Source organism: Bacillus sp. N1(2025) (assembly GCF_053470005.1).
The window spans coordinates 524,463-546,722 of record NZ_JBLTJB010000001.1 but is presented as its reverse complement, the minus strand read 5'-3'; the positions used below and the strand labels follow the sequence as shown (position 1 = coordinate 546,722).

At 45.5% G+C, this 22,260-nt stretch carries 24 protein-coding genes; 7 read left to right on the top strand and 17 right to left on the bottom strand.

Annotated elements, in window-relative coordinates; genetic code table 11:
* Positions 1 to 76: 76 nt before the first annotated feature.
* Positions 77 to 682, bottom strand: coding sequence for a superoxide dismutase SodA (sodA, locus tag ACNFN4_RS03055; protein WP_003153025.1), 606 nt, complete (start codon positions 680 to 682; stop codon positions 77 to 79).
* 165 nt (positions 683 to 847) lie between these two features.
* Entirely contained in the window at positions 848 to 1,330 is a 483-nt protein-coding gene (locus tag ACNFN4_RS03050; protein WP_014418393.1) for a DUF456 domain-containing protein, read from the bottom strand.
* A gap of 158 nt (positions 1,331 to 1,488) precedes the next feature.
* Here ACNFN4_RS03050 and ACNFN4_RS03045 point away from each other — a divergent pair, with 158 nt between their 5' ends.
* The 3 genes from ACNFN4_RS03045 to ispG all read left to right on the top strand — a co-directional run bounded on the left by ACNFN4_RS03045 (position 1,489) and on the right by ispG (position 3,898).
* On the top strand, positions 1,489 to 2,253 hold the full coding sequence (locus ACNFN4_RS03045) for a DUF1189 domain-containing protein (protein WP_014418394.1): 765 nt from the start codon (positions 1,489 to 1,491) through the stop codon (positions 2,251 to 2,253).
* A gap of 91 nt (positions 2,254 to 2,344) precedes the next feature.
* Entirely contained in the window at positions 2,345 to 2,647 is a 303-nt protein-coding gene (locus tag ACNFN4_RS03040) for a LysM peptidoglycan-binding domain-containing protein (RefSeq protein ID WP_003153022.1), read from the top strand.
* Between the two features lie 132 nt (positions 2,648 to 2,779).
* Positions 2,780 to 3,898, top strand: a complete 1,119-nt coding sequence (gene ispG, locus ACNFN4_RS03035; protein WP_169510269.1) for a flavodoxin-dependent (E)-4-hydroxy-3-methylbut-2-enyl-diphosphate synthase — start codon at positions 2,780 to 2,782, stop codon at positions 3,896 to 3,898.
* 33 nt (positions 3,899 to 3,931) lie between these two features.
* Here the strand turns inward: ispG and ACNFN4_RS03030 are convergent, their stop codons facing one another.
* A complete protein-coding gene (locus tag ACNFN4_RS03030) occupies positions 3,932 to 4,309 on the bottom strand; it encodes a DUF308 domain-containing protein (RefSeq protein ID WP_089072446.1) in 378 nt (125 codons plus the stop codon).
* Positions 4,310 to 4,441: 132 nt separating this feature from the next.
* Between ACNFN4_RS03030 and ACNFN4_RS03025 the strand changes: the two genes are divergently transcribed.
* The gene (locus ACNFN4_RS03025) at positions 4,442 to 5,023 is read left to right on the top strand and encodes a nucleotidase (protein ID WP_007408297.1); all 582 of its coding nucleotides are present in this window, start codon (positions 4,442 to 4,444) and stop codon (positions 5,021 to 5,023) included.
* 31 nt (positions 5,024 to 5,054) lie between these two features.
* Here ACNFN4_RS03025 and ACNFN4_RS03020 read toward each other — a convergent pair whose 3' ends face one another.
* Together ACNFN4_RS03020 and ACNFN4_RS03015 are read right to left on the bottom strand one after the other, a co-directional pair.
* Positions 5,055 to 5,465 (bottom strand): Fur family transcriptional regulator, encoded by a 411-nt coding sequence (locus ACNFN4_RS03020; RefSeq protein WP_003153018.1) that lies wholly within the window; start codon positions 5,463 to 5,465, stop codon positions 5,055 to 5,057.
* 123 nt (positions 5,466 to 5,588) lie between these two features.
* Positions 5,589 to 6,470 (bottom strand): YitT family protein, encoded by an 882-nt coding sequence (locus ACNFN4_RS03015; protein ID WP_007408296.1) that lies wholly within the window; start codon positions 6,468 to 6,470, stop codon positions 5,589 to 5,591.
* Positions 6,471 to 6,588: 118 nt separating this feature from the next.
* On the opposite strand from ACNFN4_RS03015, the gene ACNFN4_RS03010 reads away from it, so the two are divergent.
* A complete protein-coding gene (locus tag ACNFN4_RS03010; protein ID WP_014418397.1) occupies positions 6,589 to 6,843 on the top strand; it encodes a DUF2624 domain-containing protein in 255 nt (84 codons plus the stop codon).
* A gap of 32 nt (positions 6,844 to 6,875) precedes the next feature.
* On the opposite strand, the gene ACNFN4_RS03005 is transcribed toward ACNFN4_RS03010, so the two are convergent.
* On the bottom strand, positions 6,876 to 7,769 hold the full coding sequence (locus ACNFN4_RS03005; RefSeq protein WP_014418398.1) for a deoxyribonuclease IV: 894 nt from the start codon (positions 7,767 to 7,769) through the stop codon (positions 6,876 to 6,878).
* 10 nt (positions 7,770 to 7,779) lie between these two features.
* Positions 7,780 to 9,096, bottom strand: a complete 1,317-nt coding sequence (locus ACNFN4_RS03000) for a DEAD/DEAH box helicase (RefSeq protein ID WP_014418399.1) — start codon at positions 9,094 to 9,096, stop codon at positions 7,780 to 7,782.
* A gap of 165 nt (positions 9,097 to 9,261) precedes the next feature.
* Between ACNFN4_RS03000 and vrrA the strand changes: the two genes are divergently transcribed.
* Positions 9,262 to 9,957: a VrrA/YqfQ family protein gene (vrrA, locus tag ACNFN4_RS02995; RefSeq protein WP_012118006.1), complete on the top strand. Its 696-nt coding sequence runs from the start codon at positions 9,262 to 9,264 to the stop codon at positions 9,955 to 9,957.
* Positions 9,958 to 10,079: 122 nt separating this feature from the next.
* Complete coding sequence (locus tag ACNFN4_RS02990) at positions 10,080 to 11,024, top strand: 4-hydroxy-3-methylbut-2-enyl diphosphate reductase (protein WP_029973409.1); 945 nt, start codon at positions 10,080 to 10,082, stop codon at positions 11,022 to 11,024.
* A gap of 20 nt (positions 11,025 to 11,044) precedes the next feature.
* Here ACNFN4_RS02990 and ACNFN4_RS02985 read toward each other — a convergent pair whose 3' ends face one another.
* The 10 genes from ACNFN4_RS02985 to glyQ form a co-directional block, all read right to left on the bottom strand.
* Positions 11,045 to 12,166 carry a Nif3-like dinuclear metal center hexameric protein gene (locus tag ACNFN4_RS02985; RefSeq protein ID WP_015240228.1) on the bottom strand — a complete coding sequence of 374 codons (1,122 nt, stop codon included), beginning with the start codon at positions 12,164 to 12,166 and terminating at the stop codon, positions 11,045 to 11,047.
* The gene (locus tag ACNFN4_RS02980; protein ID WP_038460841.1) at positions 12,159 to 12,863 is read right to left on the bottom strand and encodes a tRNA (adenine(22)-N(1))-methyltransferase; all 705 of its coding nucleotides are present in this window, start codon (positions 12,861 to 12,863) and stop codon (positions 12,159 to 12,161) included. The genes ACNFN4_RS02985 and ACNFN4_RS02980 overlap by 8 nt, the downstream gene beginning before the upstream one ends.
* A 125-nt stretch (positions 12,864 to 12,988) precedes the next feature.
* Positions 12,989 to 13,351, bottom strand: coding sequence for a cytochrome c550 (gene cccA / locus ACNFN4_RS02975; RefSeq protein WP_003152999.1), 363 nt, complete (start codon positions 13,349 to 13,351; stop codon positions 12,989 to 12,991).
* 351 nt (positions 13,352 to 13,702) lie between these two features.
* Positions 13,703 to 14,824 carry an RNA polymerase sigma factor RpoD gene (gene rpoD, locus ACNFN4_RS02970; RefSeq protein WP_003152998.1) on the bottom strand — a complete coding sequence of 374 codons (1,122 nt, stop codon included), beginning with the start codon at positions 14,822 to 14,824 and terminating at the stop codon, positions 13,703 to 13,705.
* A gap of 192 nt (positions 14,825 to 15,016) precedes the next feature.
* Positions 15,017 to 16,828, bottom strand: a complete 1,812-nt coding sequence (gene dnaG / locus ACNFN4_RS02965; protein WP_007408290.1) for a DNA primase — start codon at positions 16,826 to 16,828, stop codon at positions 15,017 to 15,019.
* A 21-nt stretch (positions 16,829 to 16,849) separates the two neighbouring features.
* Complete coding sequence (locus ACNFN4_RS02960) at positions 16,850 to 17,356, bottom strand: YaiI/YqxD family protein (RefSeq protein ID WP_014418404.1); 507 nt, start codon at positions 17,354 to 17,356, stop codon at positions 16,850 to 16,852.
* Positions 17,357 to 17,611: 255 nt separating this feature from the next.
* Complete coding sequence (locus ACNFN4_RS02955; RefSeq protein WP_017418169.1) at positions 17,612 to 18,424, bottom strand: pyruvate, water dikinase regulatory protein; 813 nt, start codon at positions 18,422 to 18,424, stop codon at positions 17,612 to 17,614.
* 25 nt (positions 18,425 to 18,449) lie between these two features.
* Positions 18,450 to 19,088, bottom strand: a complete 639-nt coding sequence (gene ccpN, locus ACNFN4_RS02950; RefSeq protein WP_003152989.1) for a transcriptional regulator CcpN — start codon at positions 19,086 to 19,088, stop codon at positions 18,450 to 18,452.
* A gap of 100 nt (positions 19,089 to 19,188) precedes the next feature.
* Positions 19,189 to 21,228: a glycine--tRNA ligase subunit beta gene (glyS, locus tag ACNFN4_RS02945; RefSeq protein ID WP_021494328.1), complete on the bottom strand. Its 2,040-nt coding sequence runs from the start codon at positions 21,226 to 21,228 to the stop codon at positions 19,189 to 19,191.
* Complete coding sequence (gene glyQ / locus ACNFN4_RS02940; protein ID WP_003152984.1) at positions 21,221 to 22,108, bottom strand: glycine--tRNA ligase subunit alpha; 888 nt, start codon at positions 22,106 to 22,108, stop codon at positions 21,221 to 21,223. The genes glyS and glyQ overlap by 8 nt, the downstream gene beginning before the upstream one ends.
* Positions 22,109 to 22,260 lie beyond the last annotated feature (152 nt).

Below are 22,260 nucleotides of genomic sequence, written 5' to 3'. Positions count from 1 at the left end.
TGAGATATGTAAAAGGAATCAAAGTCAATAAAAAAACAAGGTCTCCCGCGGGAGACCTTGTGATCATTCAACTCAATTATTTTGCTTCGCTGTAAAGACGGGCAACTTCATCCCAGTTCACAACATTCCAGAAAGCTGAAATGTAATCAGGACGGCGGTTTTGGTAGTTCAGGTAGTACGCGTGCTCCCAAACATCAAGACCGAGAACAGGTGTTTTACCCTCTGAAAGCGGTGAATCTTGATTTGGCGTGCTTGTAATTTCAAGTTTGCCGTTATTTACAACGAGCCAAGCCCAGCCTGAACCGAAACGGCCTGCAGCTGCTGCGGCGAATTTTTCTTTAAATTGATCGAAGCTTCCGAACGTGCTTTTGATCTCTTCAGCAAGCTCACCAGTCGGTTCGCCTCCGCCGTTCGGAGATAAAAGAGTCCAGAATAAAGAGTGGTTTGCATGTCCGCCGCCATTGTTGCGGACTGCCGTGCGGATGTCCTCCGGCACTGCGTTCAAATCAGCAACAAGCTCATCTACAGATTTCTCTGCAAGCGCTGATCCTTCGATCGCTTTGTTGAGGTTTGTCACGTATGTGTTATGGTGCTTCGTATGGTGAATCGTCATCGTTTCCTTATCGATATGCGGTTCTAAAGCATCATAAGCGTAAGGCAATTCTGGAAGTTTGTAAGCCATAATTTTTTCCTCCTTTAAATATATGTACTGAAATGCCGCTTAACGCGAACTTTTCTAATCTCAATGTAACAAAAGAAAGCGTGGTAATCAATGAAAAAGCTCACAATCCGGCGATTCCAGCAGACATATTACACTTTATCCGTTCACGGCCGAAATTAAACCTTTCTAAAGCACCGTCCATAAGAAATACCCGATCATAAAGAGCTGAATGACGCCTTTTGCCGCCACGCTTGTTAAAAAGCCGATTAACGAGCCGAGCCCCACTTTTGCCGCGGACTTGATATCCTTTTGATGAACAAACACCTCAGCGCAGACAGCACCGATAAATGGGCCTAATATAATGCCTGCCACGGGAATAACGAAGGGCCCGATCAATAATCCGATCGTGCTTCCCCAGATTGCCGCCCTGCTTCCTCCGTACCTTTTAACGCCAAGTAAATTTGACACATAGTCAGCTGCGAATAAAACGGCCGCAAATACCGCCTCAATGAGCCAAAACAGGTAAGAATAAGGACTGAAGGAAAACAAAAATCCGTAGAGAAGAAAACCGGCCACAATAAAAATAACGCTTGGAATCACCGGATATACAAGCCCGATAAAAGCAATGACGAAGACCGCAATGATCATCAGCCAATACAAAACACTCATGACAAAAACACCCTCCTTTGTTTTGCGGGCGATCACCGCTTCCCGCTTTATCTTATTATGTATGATTCCTTATCACCGCTTTAAATACTCTCACTTGTGTTCATCCCCTGTGAACGATACAATAAGCAACATATACCAGTTTAGGCTAGGAAGTGAAGATGTTGAACATATTTACGGCTTTATTGAAAAGTACATACTCTCCGGCAGATATTGCAAAAACACGGTTTCAGGGGATAGGAAAAGCGATCCTTTATGTCTTTTTGCTGTCTGTCCTTTTTACGCTGCCAAGCGCTTATTACCTTTGCTCCGGCACCGTAAACTCAATGAACGGTTTCAAAACCGTGTTAAAGAAAGATTTCCCTGATTTCAGCATTTCAAACGGAGAATTGCAGACGAAAGCGTCCGCCTCTAAGGAAACGGAAGCGAACGGGTTCGTCATCGTGTTTGATCCGACGGATGCTTACGGCGCTAAACAAATAGCGGCGAAACAAAACGCGATCGGCATTTTGAAAAATAAAATGGTGCTTGCTGTAGACGGACAGGCGACAGAAATGAATTATTCGCTGATGCCTGCTGATATCACAAAAAAAGAAATCATATCAGCATTAAACCAAAATAAAACGATGATCGTCACCGTCCTGTCCGTTCTGCTGTTCATCATGACAGCGGCCGGAAAATTCATTGAAGTATCATTTCTCGCCGTCATCGGCCTGATATTGAAAAATGCGCAAAGAAAGACATTGAATTACCAGCAGCTCTGGAAGCTTTCGGCTTATTCCATTACACTTTCGACCATATTCTTTACGATCATGCGCGCGCTTGTCATTACGGTGCCGAGTGAATTTTTAGTGAATTGGTTTGTAAACTTTATCATCCTTTTCCTCGTCTTAAAAGAGATACCGCCAAGAAAAACAGCTGTGTAACAAAGACTGCCCCCGGCGGTCTTCTTTTTTGTCATGAACAAAATGGGACAAGCATACAATGAAGTAAAAATGTATGCGGGAGGCGGTTGGAATGAAGCGGCTTACTTTTGTATTCGGCAGTTTATTTGTGATATTCATTATCTTTTACGATCTTAAAATCGGCACGATCCCTTCTCAAGACCTTCCAGCATACGCAGCGGCGGCGCAGCCAGCCCAACAGGAAGCTTCATACAGAACGGTTACGGTCAAAAAAGGCGATACGGTGATGTCGATAGTCGGCGCACATAAAGCGCCAGATGATATTGCACAAGATTTTGAAGCGCTGAATCCGAATGTAAAAGCAAACGCCATTCAGGCAGGCACCGCTTATAAATTCCCCGTCTACCGCAATTAAACGTTAATTTCTTGTCAGTTTGGCAAATACACTGTTACAATATAACATGTAAATAGAAGTTGCCTGACATGTAAAAGGCTCAGCCTGCAAAAGCGGTAACTACAATTAAGGAGCGATTGACAAGTGAGTGAAATCACACATCGTACAAAAACGCGTCCCGTCAAAGTGGGACCTTTAACAATAGGCGGAAATAACGAAGTCGTCATTCAGAGTATGACGACGACCAAAACACACGACGTAGAAGCAACAGTTGCGGAAATCAACCGTTTAGCCGAAGCCGGCTGCCAAATTGTCCGGGTGGCATGTCCGGACGAACGCGCCGCTAACGCGATTGCCGACATCAAAAAACAAATTTCCATCCCTCTCGTTGTCGATATTCATTTTGACTACAAGCTTGCATTAAAAGCAATTGAGGGCGGCGCCGACAAAATCAGAATCAACCCGGGTAACATCGGCCGCCGCGAAAAAGTGGAAGCCGTCGTAAAAGCGGCGAAAGAAAAAGGAATTCCGATCCGGATCGGCGTAAACGCGGGTTCTTTGGAAAAACGCATTTTAGAAAAATACGGCTATCCGACTGCTGACGGAATGGTTGAGAGTGCGCTTCATCATATCAAAATCCTGGAAGACCTTGACTTTCATGACATCATCGTCAGCATGAAAGCGTCTGACGTCAATCTAGCCATAGAAGCATACGAAAAAGCGTCAAAAGCATTTGATTATCCGCTCCACCTCGGAATTACAGAATCGGGCACGCTGTTTGCCGGAACGGTAAAAAGCGCGGCCGGACTCGGAGCGATTTTAAGCAAAGGAATCGGAAACACGCTCCGGATCTCTCTGAGCGCCGACCCGGTTGAAGAAGTAAAAGTAGCCAGAGAACTGCTGAAATCATTCGGTCTTGCTTCAAACGCGGCTACGCTTATTTCATGCCCGACATGCGGACGGATCGAAATTGATCTTATCAGCATCGCCAATGAAGTGGAAGAATATATTTCTAAAGTTAAAGCGCCGATTAAAGTAGCGGTTCTCGGATGTGCCGTTAACGGACCGGGCGAAGCAAGAGAAGCCGATATCGGGATTGCCGGCGCGCGCGGCGAAGGACTTCTTTTCCGCAAAGGCCAAATCGTCCGCAAAGTTCCTGAAGAAACCATGGTCGAAGAGCTGAAAAAAGAAATCGACAAGCTGGCAGAAGAACACTACGCAAAGCTTGAAGCGGAAAAAGCAAAAGCAGAACAAGAAACACAAAAAGCTTGACGGATATTCCGCCAAGCTTTTTTTTGCGTTGTGTTAAAAAAACGGTGTAATGAAGATGCCAAGCACAAGGGAAACAATACCGATTCCCATCGCCCATCCGCCTAAAGCGCCTGCTCCTCTTCTTCTGGCGATATAGCCGACGATAATGCCGCATGCCCCTAATAAAACAGGGAGCACAAACAGGGAAATGATAGAAATAGCCAATGCTGCATACCCTATCCCCCGGCCTTCACTTACTCCGTCCCGGTTATCATCACGGTCTGCTGCCCGGTCAGAAGCACGATATGGCTCTGAAATTTCAGCCGCTGTTTCTTCTGAATAAACATCACGCGTGATATCGGTTCCTTCCGATCCATGATCCACATAGTATTCGTTGCCTTTTCGATTTTCGTAATCGTATGCCACCTTCAATTCCCCCTTTTTCTTTTATGAAAGGAGCTTTTTTAGTTTCCGCGTTTTTTACGGATTCATGTTTGCTAAACTTTTCTGGTATTGTTAATTGTTTATGTTACACTTGAAGGGATGAATTTAAGGAGTGTGGACATGTTACGGTTAGGTATAGATATTGACGGCACAGTTACGGCACAGGATACATTTGTCCCTTATTTAAACCGCTCATTTCATCTTTCCATTACCTTGGATGATATGACTGATTATGATCTGACGAAGCTTTTGAACATTACAGACGAGGAATTTTGGGAATGGATGAACGTTCATGAAGCAGCCATATATAAAGAAGCGAAGCTCGCGGAATTTGCCAAGCAGGCACTGGACGGACTGAAAGAAGAGCACCGTCTGATCTACATTACGGCAAGACGCGGCCACTTAGAAGATGTTACGCTGGACTGGTTTGCAAACCGGGACATTCATTACGATCACATTGAGCTTGTCGGAGGCCATCACAAAGTGGAAGCGGTCAAAAAACACGGCATTGATTTATTTTTCGAAGATCACCACGGCAATGCGACAATGATCGCAAAAGAAGCAGGCATTCCGGTTATCCTTTTTAACTCCCCATATAATCAGCTCCCCATCGATTCCAATATTATCAGGGTGCAGAATTGGCTTGAAGCCGTCGCCTGGATTAATAAAAACAAACATAGCTTTCAGCATGTGAAAAGCTGATAAAAAACCTCCTGTATAAGCAGGAGGTTTTTTATCGGCACGCCGGACAGGTGCCGTAAATTTCAAACTTATGGCCGCTGATTTCATACCCTTCCAAATCATCGTGCAGCTTATCCATCGGACAGGACTCAATTTCCTTCGTTTTCCCGCAGGTTAAACAGATAAAATGGTGATGATGATGGGTATAAGAGCATGTAAAACGGAACAGTTTTTCTCCGGAAAGCTCCGTCGTTTCCAAAATGCCGAGTTCTTCATATAACGAAAGATTTCTGTATATGGTATCAAAGCTCAGACCCGGATAGTCGTCATTTAATGCGGCAAGCACGTTTTTGGCGGTCAGATATTTATCAGAATCAGCAAAAAGCTGCAGCATGTCTTCTCGCTTACTCGTATATTTATACCCTTTTTCTTTCAGCAGGTTCAACGCTTCTTGTACGTTCATGAGGACCTCCCCTTTACAACACGGTATCGCTCCAAAAAGAAAATGGCAGCTGTCTGAACAGCAGGCCATTTTCTTATGATGTATCAAATTATACCTATAAAATGATGAAAAGTAAATGAAAGCCTAGTGAATCGCGGTTTTGAACTTACCGCCCCTCGTTTCATGGGTATTCATGATCGTAATAAAGGCGTTTTTATCAATTTCAAACACAATGGATTTCAATTTAGTCACTTCAAGCCTTGTCACGACCGCGTAAATGACTTCTTTGGTTTCATCCGTATATCCGCCTTTTCCCTGAAGCTTGGTAGTTCCCCGTCCAAGCCGGTGCAATATAGCATCTGAGATCTCAGCATATTGCTCTGCAACAATAATGACCGCTTTTGTTTCATCAAGCCCCTGGATGACGGCGTCAATCGTTTTCATGGCAATATAATAAGTCATGAAAGAATACATTGCCTGCTCCGGACCGAACACAAAACCGGCCCAAATGAAAATAAACACATTGATGAGCATAACGAATTCCCCGACTGAAAAGGGCAGCTTTTTCGTGAGAAGGATACCGAGGATTTCAGTACCGTCCATCGAGCCTCCGTTTCGGATGACAAGGCCTACCCCGAAACCGAGCAAAAGCCCCCCGAATACCGTCGCCAAAATAGGCTGGGTCGTAATGGCCTCCACATGGTGCAATGAGGATTCAATCAGCGCTAAACCGACGATTCCGATAACAGTAGAGATGAGAAATGTTTTTCCGATATATTTATATCCGAAAATCATAAATGGAATGTTGAGTAACACAACGAATAAGGCAAAATTGAGGAGGGGATTGGACATAAAGAGGTGGTCTAAAATTAATGAAACACCGATAATGCCTCCGTCGATAAAATTATTAGGGACCAGAAACAATTCAATACTTACGGCGGCTGAACCCGCCCCGATCAGAATCATAATGACCCTGAAGATAAAGTGTAAAAATGATTCTCTTTTATGCTGTTTATTTGGGGTCATAAAATCTCCTTTCCTATAATAACTATTTTAAACAGTAAGCAACTTTATTTTACCATTAAAAGCTGTAACATTTTAATGATCTGCTCAATACATTATGTCTAAAGAGGTGAAAGTATCGATGATTTTAATACAAAGAATTATTTTGCAGCGGCTCAATCAAGTCACTGCGGACGATCTGCTGAAGTATTCCAAGCAATACGGAATCAGCATTACGAGGAGTCAAGCGGCTGAGGTAGCGGCTCTGATGCACGGAAAAAACATCAATATTTTTGATGATCAGGAGCGGCTGCGCCTGCTGAAAAAAGTGGAAACGATAACCTCAAAAGAAACGGCGCGGAAAGTTGACGAACTTTTCAATCAATTCTCAGGGTAAGAAAGGAGGGACACCCGCCCCTCCTTTCTTTCTTATTGAGCTGATATTTTTTCAAGAAGCTCCTTATCAAACTGCTTTTCTTTCAGCATTTCGATTTCAAAACGGTACGGCGGCTTCTTATTTTTCTTGTCTTCGCCTACATACGGTGTTTCGAGGATTTTCGGAATATCGGCAAGCTGCTCGTGATGAACGATGTACTGCAGAGCGTCAAAACCGATCTCTCCGAACCCGATATTTTCATGGCGGTCTTTCCGGGCGCCTTTGATATTTTTACTGTCGTTAACATGAAGGACTTTTATCCGATCGATGCCGACGATTTTATCAAACTCGTTAAGAACACCGTCAAAATCATTAGCGACATCATACCCGGCGTCATGGGTGTGGCAAGTGTCAAAGCAGACGGATAGATGTTCATTATGCGTGACTCCCGCAATGATCTCGGCCAGCTCTTCAAAGCTTCTTCCGCATTCTGATCCTTTGCCCGCCATTGTTTCCAGCGCAATCTGCACGTTTTGACCGGGAACAATCACTTCGTTTAAACCTTCAATGATTTTTTTGATGCCCGTCTCAGCCCCGGCTCCGACATGCGCTCCTGGATGAAGCACGATTTGTTTCGCGCCGATCGCTGCCGTTCTTTCAATTTCAGAACGCAGAAAATCAACGCCCAGCTCAAACGTTGCCGGATTTGTCGTATTTCCGATGTTAATGATGTACGGCGCATGCACGACAATCTCGTCGATGCCGTTTTCCTTCATATGGGCGCGGCCCGCTTCAATATTCAAGTCTTCAATTTTTTTGCGGCGCGTGTTTTGGGGAGCGCCCGTATAGATCATAAATGTATTCGCCCCGTACGAAACAGCTTCCTTGCTTGCGGCAAGGAGCATATGTTTTCCGCTCATTGAGACGTGTGAACCTATTTTCAGCAACCCGATTCCCCTACTTTCCTTTGTTAGATTTGTTTCTTCTCTGCTTTCTTTTTATCTTTTCCATTTCGTAGCTCATTTTCTTTTTATAGCCCGGCTTCACTTTTTTCGGTTTTTTCACGAGGCGCTTCGCCATTTGGTCGGCCTCATTCTCCGATTTTTTGCGTTTTTTGCGGCGGTGGCGGTCATCGCCTTTCTTCCATTCGCCGTTTACAAGCTCCGCATAGTCAAACACAATACCCATCTTTTCGAGTCTTACGAGCGCATCTTCGTCAGAAAGCTCATAAATGGTCAGTGCTTGACCTGATGAACCGGCGCGTGCAGTTCTACCGACGCGGTGAACATAAAAATCCAGATCGTCCGGAAGCTCATAGTTGATGACGTGGCTTACGCCTTTAATGTCAATTCCTCTTGCCGCAAGGTCTGTCGCAATGACATAAGTGAATTCCAGATCATTAATCTGCTTCATTACCTTCTTACGCTCACGCGGCGTTAATCCCCCGTGCAGAAGACCGATCCTCATGCCCTTTTCAGTCAGATATTTCGCAATATGGTCAGCCGTGTTTTTCGTATTTGCAAACACAATGCCCAGATAAGGGTTCAGATGAGACATCATATCAAAAAGCAGTTTGTCTTTATCACGCTGTTTAGAAGGAACCAAAACATGTTCAATCTTTTCGGCTGTGATTCTTTTCGGCTCAACATGCGCGTACTTCGGATTTTCCATATACTTTTTCAAAAACGGCTTCAGCTTTTCCGGAATCGTAGCTGAGAACACTAGCATCTGAAGTTCTTCCGGCATACGCGATCCGATGAAATCAACGTCTTCTAAAAAGCCCATGTCAAGCATCAGATCAGCTTCGTCAATGACGAGAGACTGCGCTTTATAGACGTTCAATGCCTGCGCCTTAATCAGATCCGCGATCCGGCCCGGCGTTCCGACGACGAGATGAGGCTGTGTTTTCAGCTTATCAATTGATTTTTGCTTGTCCGTCCCGCCGATGAAGCATTTTGTCCGGATCGGCTCATCTTCCGCACCCTGTGTGATTTTGAGCGCTTCCTGATGAATCTGATTGGCAAGCTCTCTCGTCGGCGCCGTGATAACAGCCTGTACCGTATCAGAACCCGGATCAATCCGATTCAAAATTGGCAATAAATAGGCGTGGGTTTTCCCCGTCCCCGTCTGGGACTGCCCGATCACGCTTTCGTTTTTCAGTACGGCAGGTATCAGACGCTTTTGAATATCTGTCGGTTCATAAAAACCAAGGCGGTGAACTGCATCTATAATAAACGGTTTTAAGTTGTATCCATCAAATTTAGTTTCTTTCATTTTTCCCAGCTCCTTAAAGCGGCACATTCTGTGTCCATCATCACATTATAACCGATTTTACTTAAAAACACCATGTCTCGGGGGAATCCTGTTTTCGAGACAGAAAAGCAAATGCCCCCTCCGATGCATATTGTAATAGCAGAGAGACAGAAAGGAGGTACAAGTATGTTTCCACAGCAGCCGATGAGAAATATGGCGCAGCAGGGCCGGCCGTTTATGAATCCGCGTATGATGATGGGAGGAAGACCGTCATTGCCGGGCCGGCAGCTGATGCAGCAGGGCCGGCAGCTTTTCCCTCAGCAGCAGATTGCCGGAGCGGGCCTGAGAAACGCAGGCACGGGCGGCGGAGGGGGCTTAAAAGGGATGCTTTCCCGTTTTTTACCCGGTTCAGGAGGAGGAAGCGCTGCCGCGTCGGCACCGGCGGCGGCCAGCGGAGGAGCAGGTGCAGGATTGCAGGGAATACAGAACCTGGCAAGTCCGGCATCCCTGTCGAGCATGCTCGGCAACGTTCAGAAGGTGCTCGGCGTGGCGCAGCAGGTTACGCCGATGATCCAGCAGTACGGTCCTTTAGTACGGAGTCTGCCCGCCATGATGAAGCTTTACAGCCAATTAAGCAGCAGTGATGACGAGAATGAATCTGACGAGACGAAAGAAACAGACGAACAGGACAAAAAGGATGAAGCTGAAAAAACAGATGAAACAGAAGATGAAAACAAATCAGACGCCTCATCCAAAACATCAAAGAAGACGTCTGAAAAAGCATCCGCTTCAAAAGAAAAAGACGCCGCACAGGCAGACTCAGCGGAACAGCCGCGTCCAAAAAGAACATCGGGCAGATCAAAGCCGAAATTATATATTTAACATTCTTTGATATCTCACGAAAGATTAGCTATAATGAGATCAGAAGAATGCAAGATTTGAGCCGTTTAACTACGGCTTTTTATATTGCCTCTACACTCACTTTTGATAGGAGGACATCTACATTGAACGTTATCAAAATATCGCCGCGCGGCTACTGTTACGGCGTTGTTGATGCCATGGTCATAGCCAAAAACGCGTCACTCGATAAAACACTGCCAAGACCTATATATATACTCGGAATGATTGTTCATAATAAGCATGTCACAGATGCGTTTGAGGAAGACGGCATTTACACGCTTGACGGCACAAACCGTCTGGAGATTTTAAAGCAGGTGGAAAAAGGAACCGTTATTTTCACGGCTCACGGGGTATCTCCGGAAGTAAGAAAAGTCGCTGAGGAAAAAGGGCTCGTTACGATTGACGCCACATGCCCGGACGTCACGAAAACACATGACCTAATCCGGAAAGTAAAAGCTGAAGGCTATCACGTCATATACATCGGCAAAAAAGGCCACCCCGAGCCTGAAGGAGCCGTCGGCGTCGCTCCTGAAATCGTTCATCTCGTTGAAACAGAGGAAGACGTGAGAAATCTCGATATTCAGGCTGAGAAATTAATCGTTACAAACCAAACGACAATGTCCCAGTGGGACGTCCACGATATTATGGAATCAGTCAAAGAAAAGTACCCGTATGTGGAATACCATCAGGAAATCTGCCTGGCCACACAGGTTCGTCAAGAAGCTGTATCAGAGCAGGCAAAAAAAGCGGACTTAACCATTGTTGTCGGTGATCCGAAAAGCAATAACTCCAACAGACTGGCGCAAGTGTCAGAAGAAATCGCCGGAACAAAAGCCTACCGAATCGGAGACATCAGTGAACTGAAGCTCGAATGGCTGAAAGACGTCAATACCGTCGCCATTACTGCAGGCGCATCAACACCGACACCGATTACAAAGGAAGTCATCCGCTTTTTAGAGCAGTTTGACCACAACGATGAATCGACATGGCAGCTTGAACACAGTGTGCCGCTTAAAAAAATCCTTCCGAAAGTAAAAATAAAAAACTGAGGCCCGGGGCCTCAGTTTTTTTATAAGAAGGTAAATGGGTTTGTATCTGTTTCGGAAGCGAAAATGCGCACGTCATAGTTTTTCTCTCCGGCCATTGCCGTAAGCTTCTCGGCCGTGCCTTTTCTCATGATCTTTTCAGCATAATGCCCAGGGTCCACAACGTTTAATCCCATCATCATCGCATCATGCGCTACATGGAAATAAAGATCGCCCGTCACGTAAACATCTGCACCCTTCCGCTTTGCCTGATAAATATATTTATTTCCGTCACCGCCAAGAACCGCGACTTTTTTCACCTTGCTGTTTCGCTCTCCGACCATCCGGACTCCGTTAACGTCAAACTTTTCTTTCACAAACAGAGCAAACTCTTCAAGCGTCATGTCTTGCTGAAGTTTTCCGATGCGGCCGAGCCCTTTTTCAAGCGGAGACTGCTCCACCGGATAAATATCATATGCCACTTCTTCATACGGATGGCTTTTTTTCAGCGCTTTTACGACGGTTTTCTCCATACTTGCCGGAAAAACGGTCTCAAGTCTCACTTCATGGACGAGCTCCAGTTCTCCCGTCTGCCCGATAAACGGTTCTGCCCCGTCCAACGGCTTAAAGCTGCCGATTCCCTCAGAGGAGAACGCGCAATGGCTGTAATTGCCGATATGTCCCGCTCCGGCGTTGCCGAGTGCGGTTCTTACAGCTTCTTCATAGTCTTTCGGAACATATACGGCAAGCTTTTTCAGCGGGTCCGAATATGTCGGGACGAGCACTTCTGTGTCTGTCAGACCGAGAGCTTCGGCAAGCAGGTCATTAACACCGCCGTCCGCTACATCAAGATTCGTATGAGCCGCATATACGGCAATATCATGCTTTATACATTTCTCAATCAGTCTTCCGCCAGGCTGATCAGTGGTGATCTGTTTAAGCGGCCGAAAAATCGGCGGATGGTGGGCGATAATTAAGTCAACTTTTTTCTCAATGGCTTCATCTACCGTTTGTTCCAGAACATCCAGTGTCACCATGACATTTTTCACCGGCTTATTCAATGTACCGATCTGCAGGCCGATTTTGTCTCCTTCCACCGCAAAAGCCTTCGGTGAAAATTGTTCAAACAGCTGGATGATTTCCTGTCCGTTCACATGTTTAGGCATGTCCGATTACCTCCTTCAGCAGAGAGATCCGCTCTTTCAATTCAGCTAATTTTTCATGATTTTCATGCTTTGCGCTGCGGCTGATCTGTTCATAAATTTGTTCAGTATGCTTAAGTTCCTGGCTCCATTTCCGAAGAAACACTTCATTCCTCTCTTTTAATAAAAACGGACCCGCAAGCATTCCGGCAGCCATCGGCACGTCCCGGTAAGGCGCATCACGGTCGCCAGTTTCCGCAACGAGGATTTCATAACACTTTCCGTCTTCTTCGAGAATCACTTCATCAAGCAGTTCATAGCCTTCCTGATACAGCCACTCTCTTATATGAACGGCATGAATATTCGGCTGCAGAATCAGCCGTTCACGCCCCGTCAATTTCGTTTTCCCCGATTCCAAAATATGAGCGATCAGTGCTCCGCCCATGCCGGCGATTGTAATGGCGCCGGCTTCTCCTTTTTCAAGGACGCTCAGCCCGTCACCTTTCCTTACGGAGATAAGAGTGCTTAAGTCCAGTTTTTCCACCTGCTGTTTGGCGGATAGATACGGCCCGTCTGTAATTTCACCGGCGATTGCCCGGCTTGCCAAATGATTCAAAACGGCATAGCAAGGAAGATACGCGTGGTCCGACCCGATATCAGCAACCAGGGCACCCGGAGGGATATATTCCGCCACAGACTGCAATCTTTTAGATAACTTCATTTCATTCACAATATCACAACTTTTCTCAGGTTCTTTTTCCTTTACTATCATATAAAAAAACCGCCCGGAATCCAAGCGGCGGATAGAGTTTTTCATATGTCTTTTATATAGGGACCGGTAAAGCTTTATTTAATGTCAGAAACCCATTTTGCCATGTCATCCAGCTTTTCGGCCGGCACAAGGCCCGCGGGCATCCCGTTGCCGCCTTTTTCAATTTTTGTTTTAATCTCAGCGACATCTTTTCTTTTGCCGACGCCTTTTAAGTTCGGCCCTGACACACCTTCATAGTTTTCCCCGTGACAGGTGATGCAGTTCGCTTTATAAATCTCTTCAGGTGAAGCGTTTGCAGTTTCCTTCTCGGCATTTTTGCTTTCACCGCCGCTTGCGATCTGATGCGCATCTCCGTTGCCTTTTACAGCTAAAAAGAAAGTCAGCCCTATTCCCAGCACTGCAATGAGCAAAAAAGGAATCAGCGGATTCCACTTCATATCTCCATCCCCCTTTTTCATTCTCCCCCCTATGTAAACACTTCTAATTCTAACTTATTTTTACAAAAAGTAAATGGTCTTGCTCAGCAATTTCATTGATTTCACAATTTATACAAAAAGCAAAAATAACTGTTTTGTTTATCACAAAATTATCTTTATTCTATTGTATAATGAATTGTATACGCTTACAATAAAGAATATAAATAAACTTATCTCATTTTCCCCCTTTCAGGACATGCCGCATTTTTTCCGAACTCATTTGCAAAACATATGCTTATCCAGTAAAATAAAGGTATATTATCCATATATCTTATACATAAAAAAGAACGGATCAAAAAGACCCGTTCCATTCTATTCGAGAAAATCCTTCAGACGTTTGCTTCTGCTCGGATGTCTCAATTTGCGAAGCGCTTTTGCTTCAATTTGGCGAATACGCTCTCTCGTTACTCCAAACACTTTGCCGACTTCTTCCAAAGTTCTTGTGCGTCCGTCATCCAGACCGAAACGGAGACGCAGCACGTTTTCTTCACGATCTGTCAACGTATCCAGCACATCTTCCAGCTGTTCTTTTAAAAGCTCATATGCCGCATGATCCGACGGAGATGTCGCTTCCTGGTCTTCGATGAAGTCACCGAGATGTGAGTCGTCTTCTTCACCGATCGGCGTTTCTAAAGAAACAGGCTCTTGAGCAATTTTTAATATTTCACGGACTTTTTCAGGCGTAAGATCCATGTCTTCAGCAATCTCTTCCGGTGTCGGCTCTCTGCCAAGATCCTGAAGAAGCTGACGCTGCACCCGGATTAATTTGTTGATGGTTTCCACCATGTGAACCGGGATACGGATTGTTCTCGCCTGGTCAGCGATGGCGCGTGTAATCGCCTGTCTGATCCACCAAGTCGCATACGTACTGAATTTATATCCTTTACGGTAGTCAAACTTCTCGACGGCTTTCATGAGACCCATGTTTCCTTCTTGGATCAAGTCTAAGAAAAGCATGCCGCGGCCGACATACCGTTTAGCAATGCTGACAACTAAACGAAGGTTTGCTTCAGCCAGTCTGCGTTTAGATTCCTCGTCACCCTCTTCAATTTTTTGAGCGTAGGTGATTTCTTCTTTAGCAGAAAGAAGATTTACCCGTCCGATTTCCTTAAGGTACATGCGGACTGGATCATTGATCTTTACGCCAGGCGGTACGCTGAGGTCATTAAGGTCAAATTCTTCTTCGGCTTTGGCAAGCTGTTGAATATTAGGATCTTCCGTTTCTTCATTTTCACTAATTAATTCAACACCTTGTTCTCCTAAAAATTCATAATACTCATCCATTTGGTCTGATTCAATTTCAAAGCTGGACATGCGTTCAGCAATTTCTTCATATGTTAAAACGCCACGTTTTTTTCCAGTTTCAGTAAGCTGTTCTTTTACCTGGTCTAATGTAAGTTCTGTTTCTGTTTCGTGGGTTTGTTTATCAGCCATTATGGATCCCTCCTTCCAAAGCTTGCAACGAATTCTAAAAGCGGTATGTTTCTTATCCGACCCGGAAGCCTTCTCTCTTTTTCAGCATGCAGGGCTGCGGATAATAAATGACAATTCATGATGAGGTTAAGCGATCTATTTGCTCCTCCGCAAGGAATCATTGCCAATCAGAACGCAAGCCTCTTTTTGGTGTTACTTTAATGATCGGTTCAATGCAACAATTTCTTGAGCCAGAGACGCAGCTTTCACGAAGTCTTTCTGCCTCTCCGCATCCGCTCTTTCTGCTTCTTTTTCCTTTATCATTGACCATTTTCGGTGATCCAACACTTTTTTTACGTAATCGGATAACTCGGCCTCTGAGAGCTCCTCGTTTACTTGGAGCATCCCTATATCTGAAAGCAGCTGGCTGATTTCCTCATCCTGCATTCTCGCCATAAGATGCTGCGGCGTCATGTCAGCACCCTCTTCATAAACAGCGTACAGGTATGCTGCCAGCGCACGATGTCCGTCAATGTTAAATTCAAAGCCGACACGCTCAATCACTTTCTTTATGACGTTTCGGTCTCTCAGCATATGAGCGAGCAGAAGTCTTTCCGCGTTCTCATAGGCGGGACGGAGACGGCGCCGTTTCGCTTTTGTCGTCACCCGGGCCCGTCTTGTCTGCGGTTCAGCGTTTTTGTCGCCGGGGGCGTTTTGTCTGGCGTAGATGGAAAGCTGTTCCGTCAAAGATTCTACCGAAAGAGAAAATTCCGAGGCGAGCTGCTTCACATACATTTCCTGCTCAAGCGACCCGGAAAGAGCGCTGATTTCTTTCAGCACTTCTTTCATGTAAGCGAGCCGGTCTCCTTCGTCAGATAAGTTTTTCCCTTTGCGGAAATATTGCATTTTAAAAGCCATGACCGTAACGCTTGCATCAATGATATCGGTCCGGAATTTTTCTCCGCCCCGGGTTCTGATATAATCATCAGGATCAAGCCCGTCAGGCAGCATGCTTACTCTTACCTTACAATCGGCTTTCTGGAGCAGGCCGGCCGCTTTCAGCGTAGCTTCGTACCCGGCTTTATCCGAATCGTAGCAGAGAATGACCTCCTGAACATTTCTCCTGAGGATTTTCACATGTTCTTCGGTGAGCGACGTCCCCATTGTGGCGATACTTTCTTTTACGCCTGAGCTGACGGCGGATATGACGTCAGCGAAGCCTTCAAACAGAACGGCTCTCTCCTCTTTCCTGATCGGCAGGCGCGCCTTATGAAAGTTATACAGCAGCTTAGATTTATGAAACAGCGGCGTTTCCGGGCTGTTCATATATTTCGGCTGCTGGCTTCCGAGCGCCCTTCCTGAAAAAGCCGCCACGGCTCCGTGGTGATCATGAATGGGAAACATAATTCTGTTTCTGAAACGGTCAAAATACCCGCTGCCGTCTTCCCTTCTGATCAGCAGACCCGCTTTTTCCATCAGTTCTTCCTCAAAACCGCGCTTTTTCAAGAATTTCGTCATGAAATCCCAGGAATCCAGCGCGTAGCCGATTTCAAACTCATCTATGAGCTCTTTCGTAAAACCCCTTGATAAAAGGTAATCTAACGCTTCCTGGCCTTCCTTTGTATTTATTAGCAAATGATGGTAAAATTTCTTCAGAAGCTCGTGGGCTTCCGCCATCTTCTGCTCTCCGGAAGATTCCGGCCTGGATGCAGAGTGAATCGTTATATCATCAGGGAAATCAATCTGATATTTATCCGCAAGGTGAGAAACAGCTTCCGTAAATGAATAGCCTTCCATCTGCCGTAAGAAAGAGAAAACGTTCCCGCCCGCACCGCATCCGAAGCAATGAAAGATCTGCTTATCGCTGGAGACGGAAAACGAGGGCGTGTTTTCCCCGTGAAACGGACAGAGCCCAAAGTAGTTGCGGCCTTGCTTTTTCAATTGGACATAATCACCTATGACTTCAACAATGTCTGCTGACTGCTGCACCTGATTAACTACTTCATCTGGTATGCGGTTTCCCATCTTATAACACTCCGTCGTACATTATTCGATGTTTTGATTTGAAATCCCTTCATCATTCGACAGGATTTTTTTAAGCAGGGTAACAAATCGATTCCGATCTTCTTTATTTAATTTTTTAGGTCCTTTGGAATGAATGCCGCTTCTTCTCATTTTGCCTGACATATGACGGCTCATCAGAGCGAAGTCAATCGTGTCTTCAGTATAAGAACGGCCCCTTTCCGATAAGACGGCAATATTTCTGTTCAGCAAAAGAGAGGCTAAACCGATATCCTGCGTGACTACGACGTCTCCCGATCTCACATGGTTTGCGATATATAAATCCGCCGCTTCTTTATGAGGATCAACGTATACCCAGTTCTCGTCTTTGCTTCTGGAAAGCTGGTAGTGTTCAAATGATGCGACGAAAATAACCCGAACGCTGAATTGCGATGCAATGAGCATTATTTCCTCTTTTACGGGGCATGCGTCTGCATCGACAAAAATCGTCTTTTCTTTTTCATTTAGAAGACTAATTCTCCATCCCTCCATCAATCTCCTGCATAAAAACAAGCGAAATCGCATATGCTCCATGACTGCGGATCTATTTTGAGCTTTGTCGAAAAATTTCCGGGAGTTATTCTTGACATCTTACCCATAATAGTTTATTCGTATCACACGAAGCTTAAACCTAAAAATAAACATTTTATCACAATTTTTTATTATAATACAAACTTCGCGAAGATGCCATCCTTTTTGTTTATTCCCTATTTGCATACCCAAAAACCCAGGATAAAGCGTCCTGAGTTATCGGCCCTTTGTTTTGAGATGATGAATGATGTTCGCTGTTTCCTCGACCGCTTTATTCGAAACATCAACGACTTGGCAGCCGATCCGGTCCACGATTTTCTCAAAATACTCCAGCTCTTCTTTAATTCTGTTGATATTGGCATAAATGGCTTTGTCATTTAAGCCGAGAGATTTTAACCGTTCTTTTCGTATATGGTTCAGTTTATCAGGGCTGATTTTTAAGCCGATGCATTTTTTCGGATCAACGCTGAACAGTTCTTCCGGCGGATCGACCTCAGGAACGATCGGCACATTGGCCACTTTCAGACGCTTATGGGCAAGATATTGTGATAATGGGGTTTTAGACGTTCTGGATACTCCGAGCAGGATGATATCGGCTTTTAAAATGCCTCTTGGATCTCTGCCATCGTCATATTTGACGGCAAACTCGATCGCCTCGACCTTTTTGAAATAATCTTCATCAAGCTGGCGGACGCGGCCCGGTTCATATTTGGCGGTCAGACCGTAAGCCGATTCCATTTTATCGATGAGCGGACCGATAATATCGTAATACAGCACATTCGCTTTTTCCGCTTGTTCAACCAGGTATTTGCGTATTTCAGGAACAACGAGCGTAAAACAAATAATGCCGCCGTCCGCTTTGGCGAGAGACACGACTTCATTAATGGTGCCGATATCTTCCACATAAGGTATTCTTCTGATATGCGTATCATCGGCTGAGCCGTTAAACTGGCTGAGCGAGGCTTTTACAACGAGTTCGGCGGTTTCTCCGACTGAGTCTGATACTACATAAATGATGCGATTGTCCATGTTATCCCCCCGTTAGTTTTCAAGCTTATATGATTTCATTTTCTGATAAACTGACAAGTATCTTAGTCATATTCGTTTTGGTAAACCGGCCGATGACCTCAAAGCCTTTATCCGTATCTTTAATAACGGGCAGGGCATCGATCTGTTTTTCAATTAAATACTTGGCGATGTCCATCACATAATCGTCACGCCGGCAGACGGCGATATTCGGCATTCTTGTCATGATAATATGAACCGGTATTGAGGCAAGTTCCTGCTGGCCGATGCTCGCCCGCAGCAAATCTTTGCGTGACAGCACACCGACTAAGACAGCATCACGATCTACGACAAATAACGTGCCGACATCTTCTAAAAACATGGTGCAGATGGCATCGTATACCGAGACATTTTCATTGATGACAACAGGGATCGATTGAAAATCTTTCACTTGCAGCTTTTTCAGTTTATCCGCAAGCAGCTGATTTCCCGTTTTCCCCGTATAAAAATAACCGACCCGCGGACGGGCCTCTAAGAAGCCTGACATGGTGAGTATGGCCAAGTCCGGCCGCAGCGTGGCCCTCGTTAAATTGAGCTGTTCTGCGATATGCTCGCCGGTAATCGGGCCGTTTTCCTTTACAATCTGTAAAATTTGTTCTTGCCGTTTATTTAATTCGATCGTACTCACCACCTTTATGGAAGGGTTTCTTTATCTATGTTTTCATTCTGTGATGTTTATGTAAAAGGGGAAAAGACGATTGCCGATCACACAGCAACCGTCTTTTTCTTTATTTTACAATAAGATGATTCATATTAGCAAAAGACTTGATCACATCTGCAAGAGCGGTCATTTGCGCTAAACGGTTGGTTTTTAATGCTTCATCGTCCGCATTTACCATCGTGTGATTAAAGTAGTCTTCAATCGGCTCCTTTAATCCGCTGAGCACATCAAGCGCCTGTTCATAGTTTTTGGAGGCAAAGCTTTCCGCGACACTGTCTTTTGTTTTTTGATAAGCGTCAAACAGCTTTTTCTCCTGTTCATTTTCAAACAGATCCGGCTTGATATCCCGGCTCTCGCCTTTTTTGCTGATAGAGATAACCCGGCCGAGTGATTCAGCCGTTTCTTTAAAGCCGGGTGTGCCAAGGTGCTTCTCAAGCACTCTTGCCTTATGAACGGCTGCATACGGCTCAAGCTCTGTGCTGTCCAGAACGGCTTCAATAACGTCATGACGGATGTCTTCAGCGTTTAAGACGTATTTCAGACGCTGTGTAAAGAAATCGAGGAGCTCATTTTCTTTTTCCGTTTCTGTCAATGACAGAAGCTCTTTAAACGAAATGCCCCAATTGCGGTCGATCAGAATGGAAACGATGCCGCTTGCCTGACGGCGCAATCCGTACGGATCCTGAGAACCTGTCGGAATTACGTCAATGCTGAAGAAGGAAGCAATCGTATCCAGTTTATCAGCTAACGCCACGACCGCGCCGGTAAAGGTTGAAGGCACTTCTCCCCCGGCCGCTCTCGGCATATAGTGCTCATTGACAGCGGCAGCGACGGCATCATCTTCACCGAGCATGCGCGCATATTTTTCTCCCATTACGCCTTGAAGCTCAGGGAACTCATAGATCATATGTGTAACCAAGTCAAATTTAGAAATCTCTGCGGCGCGCTTCACAAGTTTTTGCGTCTGTTCATCCGCTTTCAGGCGGACGGCAAGTTTGCCCGCAATGGCGGCCACTCTTCTTACTTTATCTCCAAGGGAGCCGAGCTCTTCATGGAAAACGATATTTTCCAGTTTCTTCACGTTTTCATCAATGTTCAGCTTTTGGTCTTCTTTGTAGAAGAACGCAGCATCCGAAAGCCTTGCTCTCAGCACTTTCTCGTTTCCGCGGGCAACATTTTCAATTGCATGGCTGTTCCCGTTTCTTACCGTAATAAAATGAGGCAGCAGATTCCCGTTTTCATCTTTTACCGGGAAGTAGCGCTGATGCTCTTTCATTGTTGTCACAAGCACTTCTTCAGGGATTGAAAGAAACTCGGATTCAAAAGATCCGTAAAGCGCCGTCGGGTATTCCACCAGATGGTTGACTTCGTTCAGCAGGTCCTCATCGATCGGAATGTTCCATTTCTTCTCGGCCGCAAGCGCGTCCAGCTGGCTTTGGATCATTTGTTTGCGTTCTTTCGGGTCAGCAATGACGCTTTGTTCTTTCAGCAGTTTTTCGTATGATGCCGGCGTATCAACAGATACTTCTTGGCCGAGAAAGCGGTGTCCCTGCGTGTTCCGGCCCGTCTCGACATTTGTGATTTCAAACGGAATGACGTCTTTTCCAAAGAGGGCGGCAATCCATTTGATCGGACGGATATAGCGCAGATCCTGCGTGCCCCAGCGCATGTTTTTCGGAAAATGCATTCCGGCAATCAAATTTTCCAGCTGCGGTAAAAGTGTCTTCGTCTCTTGTCCCGCCTGGAATTTTTGAACGAAGACATATTCCGTGCCGTTTACATCTTTTATATACAGGTCATCCACTCCGGCGCCTTGGCCTTTTGAAAATCCGATAGCGGCTTTTGTCCAGTTTCCGTCAGCATCCAGAGCGATTTTTTTCGCAGGGCCTTTTGCTTCTTCCTGAATATCAGCCTGTTTTTCTGCTACGTCTTTTATATATACTGCCAGACGTCTCGGCGTATTAAAAAGTTTCACTTCGCCATGGGCGATATTTTTTTCAGCCAGCCAGCCGGTCAGCTTTTCACCGAGCTGCACCATGCTGTCATGTAAAAACCGCGCCGGCATTTCCTCGAGTCCGATCTCTAAAAGCAAGTCTTGTTTACTCATGGGAAGAGCCCTCCTCTTTAAGCATTGGGAACCCTAATTTTTCCCGTTCTTCATAATACGTTTTTGCCACTTTTCTCGCTAAGTTGCGGACACGGCCGATATAACCCGTCCGCTCTGTCACCGAGATCGCGCCTTTTGCATCGAGCAGATTAAATGTGTGAGAGCATTTCAGCACATAATCATAGGCCGGATGCACGAGCCCGTTATCCATTTGTCTGATCGCTTCTTTTTCATAGGTGCTGAACAAATGGAAAAGCATATCCACGTCAGATGTTTCAAAAGTATAAACGGAATGCTCATATTCAGCCATCATAAATAAATCTTTCACAGTAAATCCTGACGTCCATTCAAGATCAAAGACGTTTTCTTTATCCTGAATATATGACGCGAGACGTTCAATACCATATGTGATCTCAACGGATACCGGTTTACATTCAATTCCGCCCACCTGCTGGAAGTATGTAAACTGAGTAATTTCCATCCCGTCAAGCCATACTTCCCATCCGAGACCTGCACAGCCTAAAGACGGGTTTTCCCAGTTGTCTTCTACGAAACGGATATCATGTTCAAGCGGGTCAATGCCGAGCGCACGCAATGAATCAAGGTAAAGCTCTTGAATGTTATCAGGCGACGGCTTGATAATGACTTGGAATTGGTGATGCTGATAGAGCCTGTTCGGGTTTTCACCGTACCGTCCGTCCGCAGGCCGTCTGGACGGCTCAACGTAAGCCACTCTCCACGGTTCCGGCCCGATGCTTCGTAAAAATGTATACGGGCTCATTGTACCTGCGCCTTTCTCCACATCATACGACTGCATGAGCACACAGCCTTCATTCGACCAGTGCTTCTGCAAGGTTAAAATCATATCTTGAATGTTCATTTCAAGCACCTCCACTTTCTCCATTCTTTTACAAGTGCAGCGGCAACCAAAAAACTCCCGTCTCTATGCTTGCCGGCCGCAAACATAGGGACGAGAGTTCTCCCGCGGTTCCACCCTAGTTGCTGAGGATGTGAATCACTCAGCCTCTTTTT

Bases quoted from the DNA above. Each gene is read 5' to 3' on its own strand.
- ACNFN4_RS03010 (WP_014418397.1), top strand. From the start codon at position 6,589: ATGATTTTAATACAAAGAATTATTTTGCAGCGGCTCAATCAAGTCACT.
- ACNFN4_RS03020 (WP_003153018.1), bottom strand. From the start codon at position 5,465: ATGAACGTACAAGAAGCGTTGAACCTGCTGAAAGAAAAAGGGTATAAA.
- ACNFN4_RS02955 (WP_017418169.1), bottom strand. From the start codon at position 18,424: ATGGACAATCGCATCATTTATGTAGTATCAGACTCAGTCGGAGAAACC.
- sodA (WP_003153025.1), bottom strand. From the start codon at position 682: ATGGCTTACAAACTTCCAGAATTGCCTTACGCTTATGATGCTTTAGAA.
- ACNFN4_RS03015 (WP_007408296.1), bottom strand. From the start codon at position 6,470: ATGACCCCAAATAAACAGCATAAAAGAGAATCATTTTTACACTTTATC.
- cccA (WP_003152999.1), bottom strand. From the start codon at position 13,351: ATGAAGTGGAATCCGCTGATTCCTTTTTTGCTCATTGCAGTGCTGGGA.
- ACNFN4_RS03045 (WP_014418394.1), top strand. From the start codon at position 1,489: ATGTTGAACATATTTACGGCTTTATTGAAAAGTACATACTCTCCGGCA.
- dnaG (WP_007408290.1), bottom strand. From the start codon at position 16,828: ATGGGAAACCGCATACCAGATGAAGTAGTTAATCAGGTGCAGCAGTCA.
- glyS (WP_021494328.1), bottom strand. From the start codon at position 21,228: ATGAGTAAACAAGACTTGCTTTTAGAGATCGGACTCGAGGAAATGCCG.
- ACNFN4_RS03040 (WP_003153022.1), top strand. From the start codon at position 2,345: ATGAAGCGGCTTACTTTTGTATTCGGCAGTTTATTTGTGATATTCATT.
- vrrA (WP_012118006.1), top strand. From the start codon at position 9,262: ATGTTTCCACAGCAGCCGATGAGAAATATGGCGCAGCAGGGCCGGCCG.
- glyQ (WP_003152984.1), bottom strand. From the start codon at position 22,108: ATGAACATTCAAGATATGATTTTAACCTTGCAGAAGCACTGGTCGAAT.
- rpoD (WP_003152998.1), bottom strand. From the start codon at position 14,824: ATGGCTGATAAACAAACCCACGAAACAGAAACAGAACTTACATTAGAC.
- ACNFN4_RS02985 (WP_015240228.1), bottom strand. From the start codon at position 12,166: ATGCCTAAACATGTGAACGGACAGGAAATCATCCAGCTGTTTGAACAA.
- ACNFN4_RS03025 (WP_007408297.1), top strand. From the start codon at position 4,442: ATGTTACGGTTAGGTATAGATATTGACGGCACAGTTACGGCACAGGAT.
- ACNFN4_RS02980 (WP_038460841.1), bottom strand. From the start codon at position 12,863: ATGAAGTTATCTAAAAGATTGCAGTCTGTGGCGGAATATATCCCTCCG.
- ACNFN4_RS03000 (WP_014418399.1), bottom strand. From the start codon at position 9,096: ATGAAAGAAACTAAATTTGATGGATACAACTTAAAACCGTTTATTATA.
- ACNFN4_RS03050 (WP_014418393.1), bottom strand. From the start codon at position 1,330: ATGAGTGTTTTGTATTGGCTGATGATCATTGCGGTCTTCGTCATTGCT.
- ACNFN4_RS02960 (WP_014418404.1), bottom strand. From the start codon at position 17,356: ATGGAGGGATGGAGAATTAGTCTTCTAAATGAAAAAGAAAAGACGATT.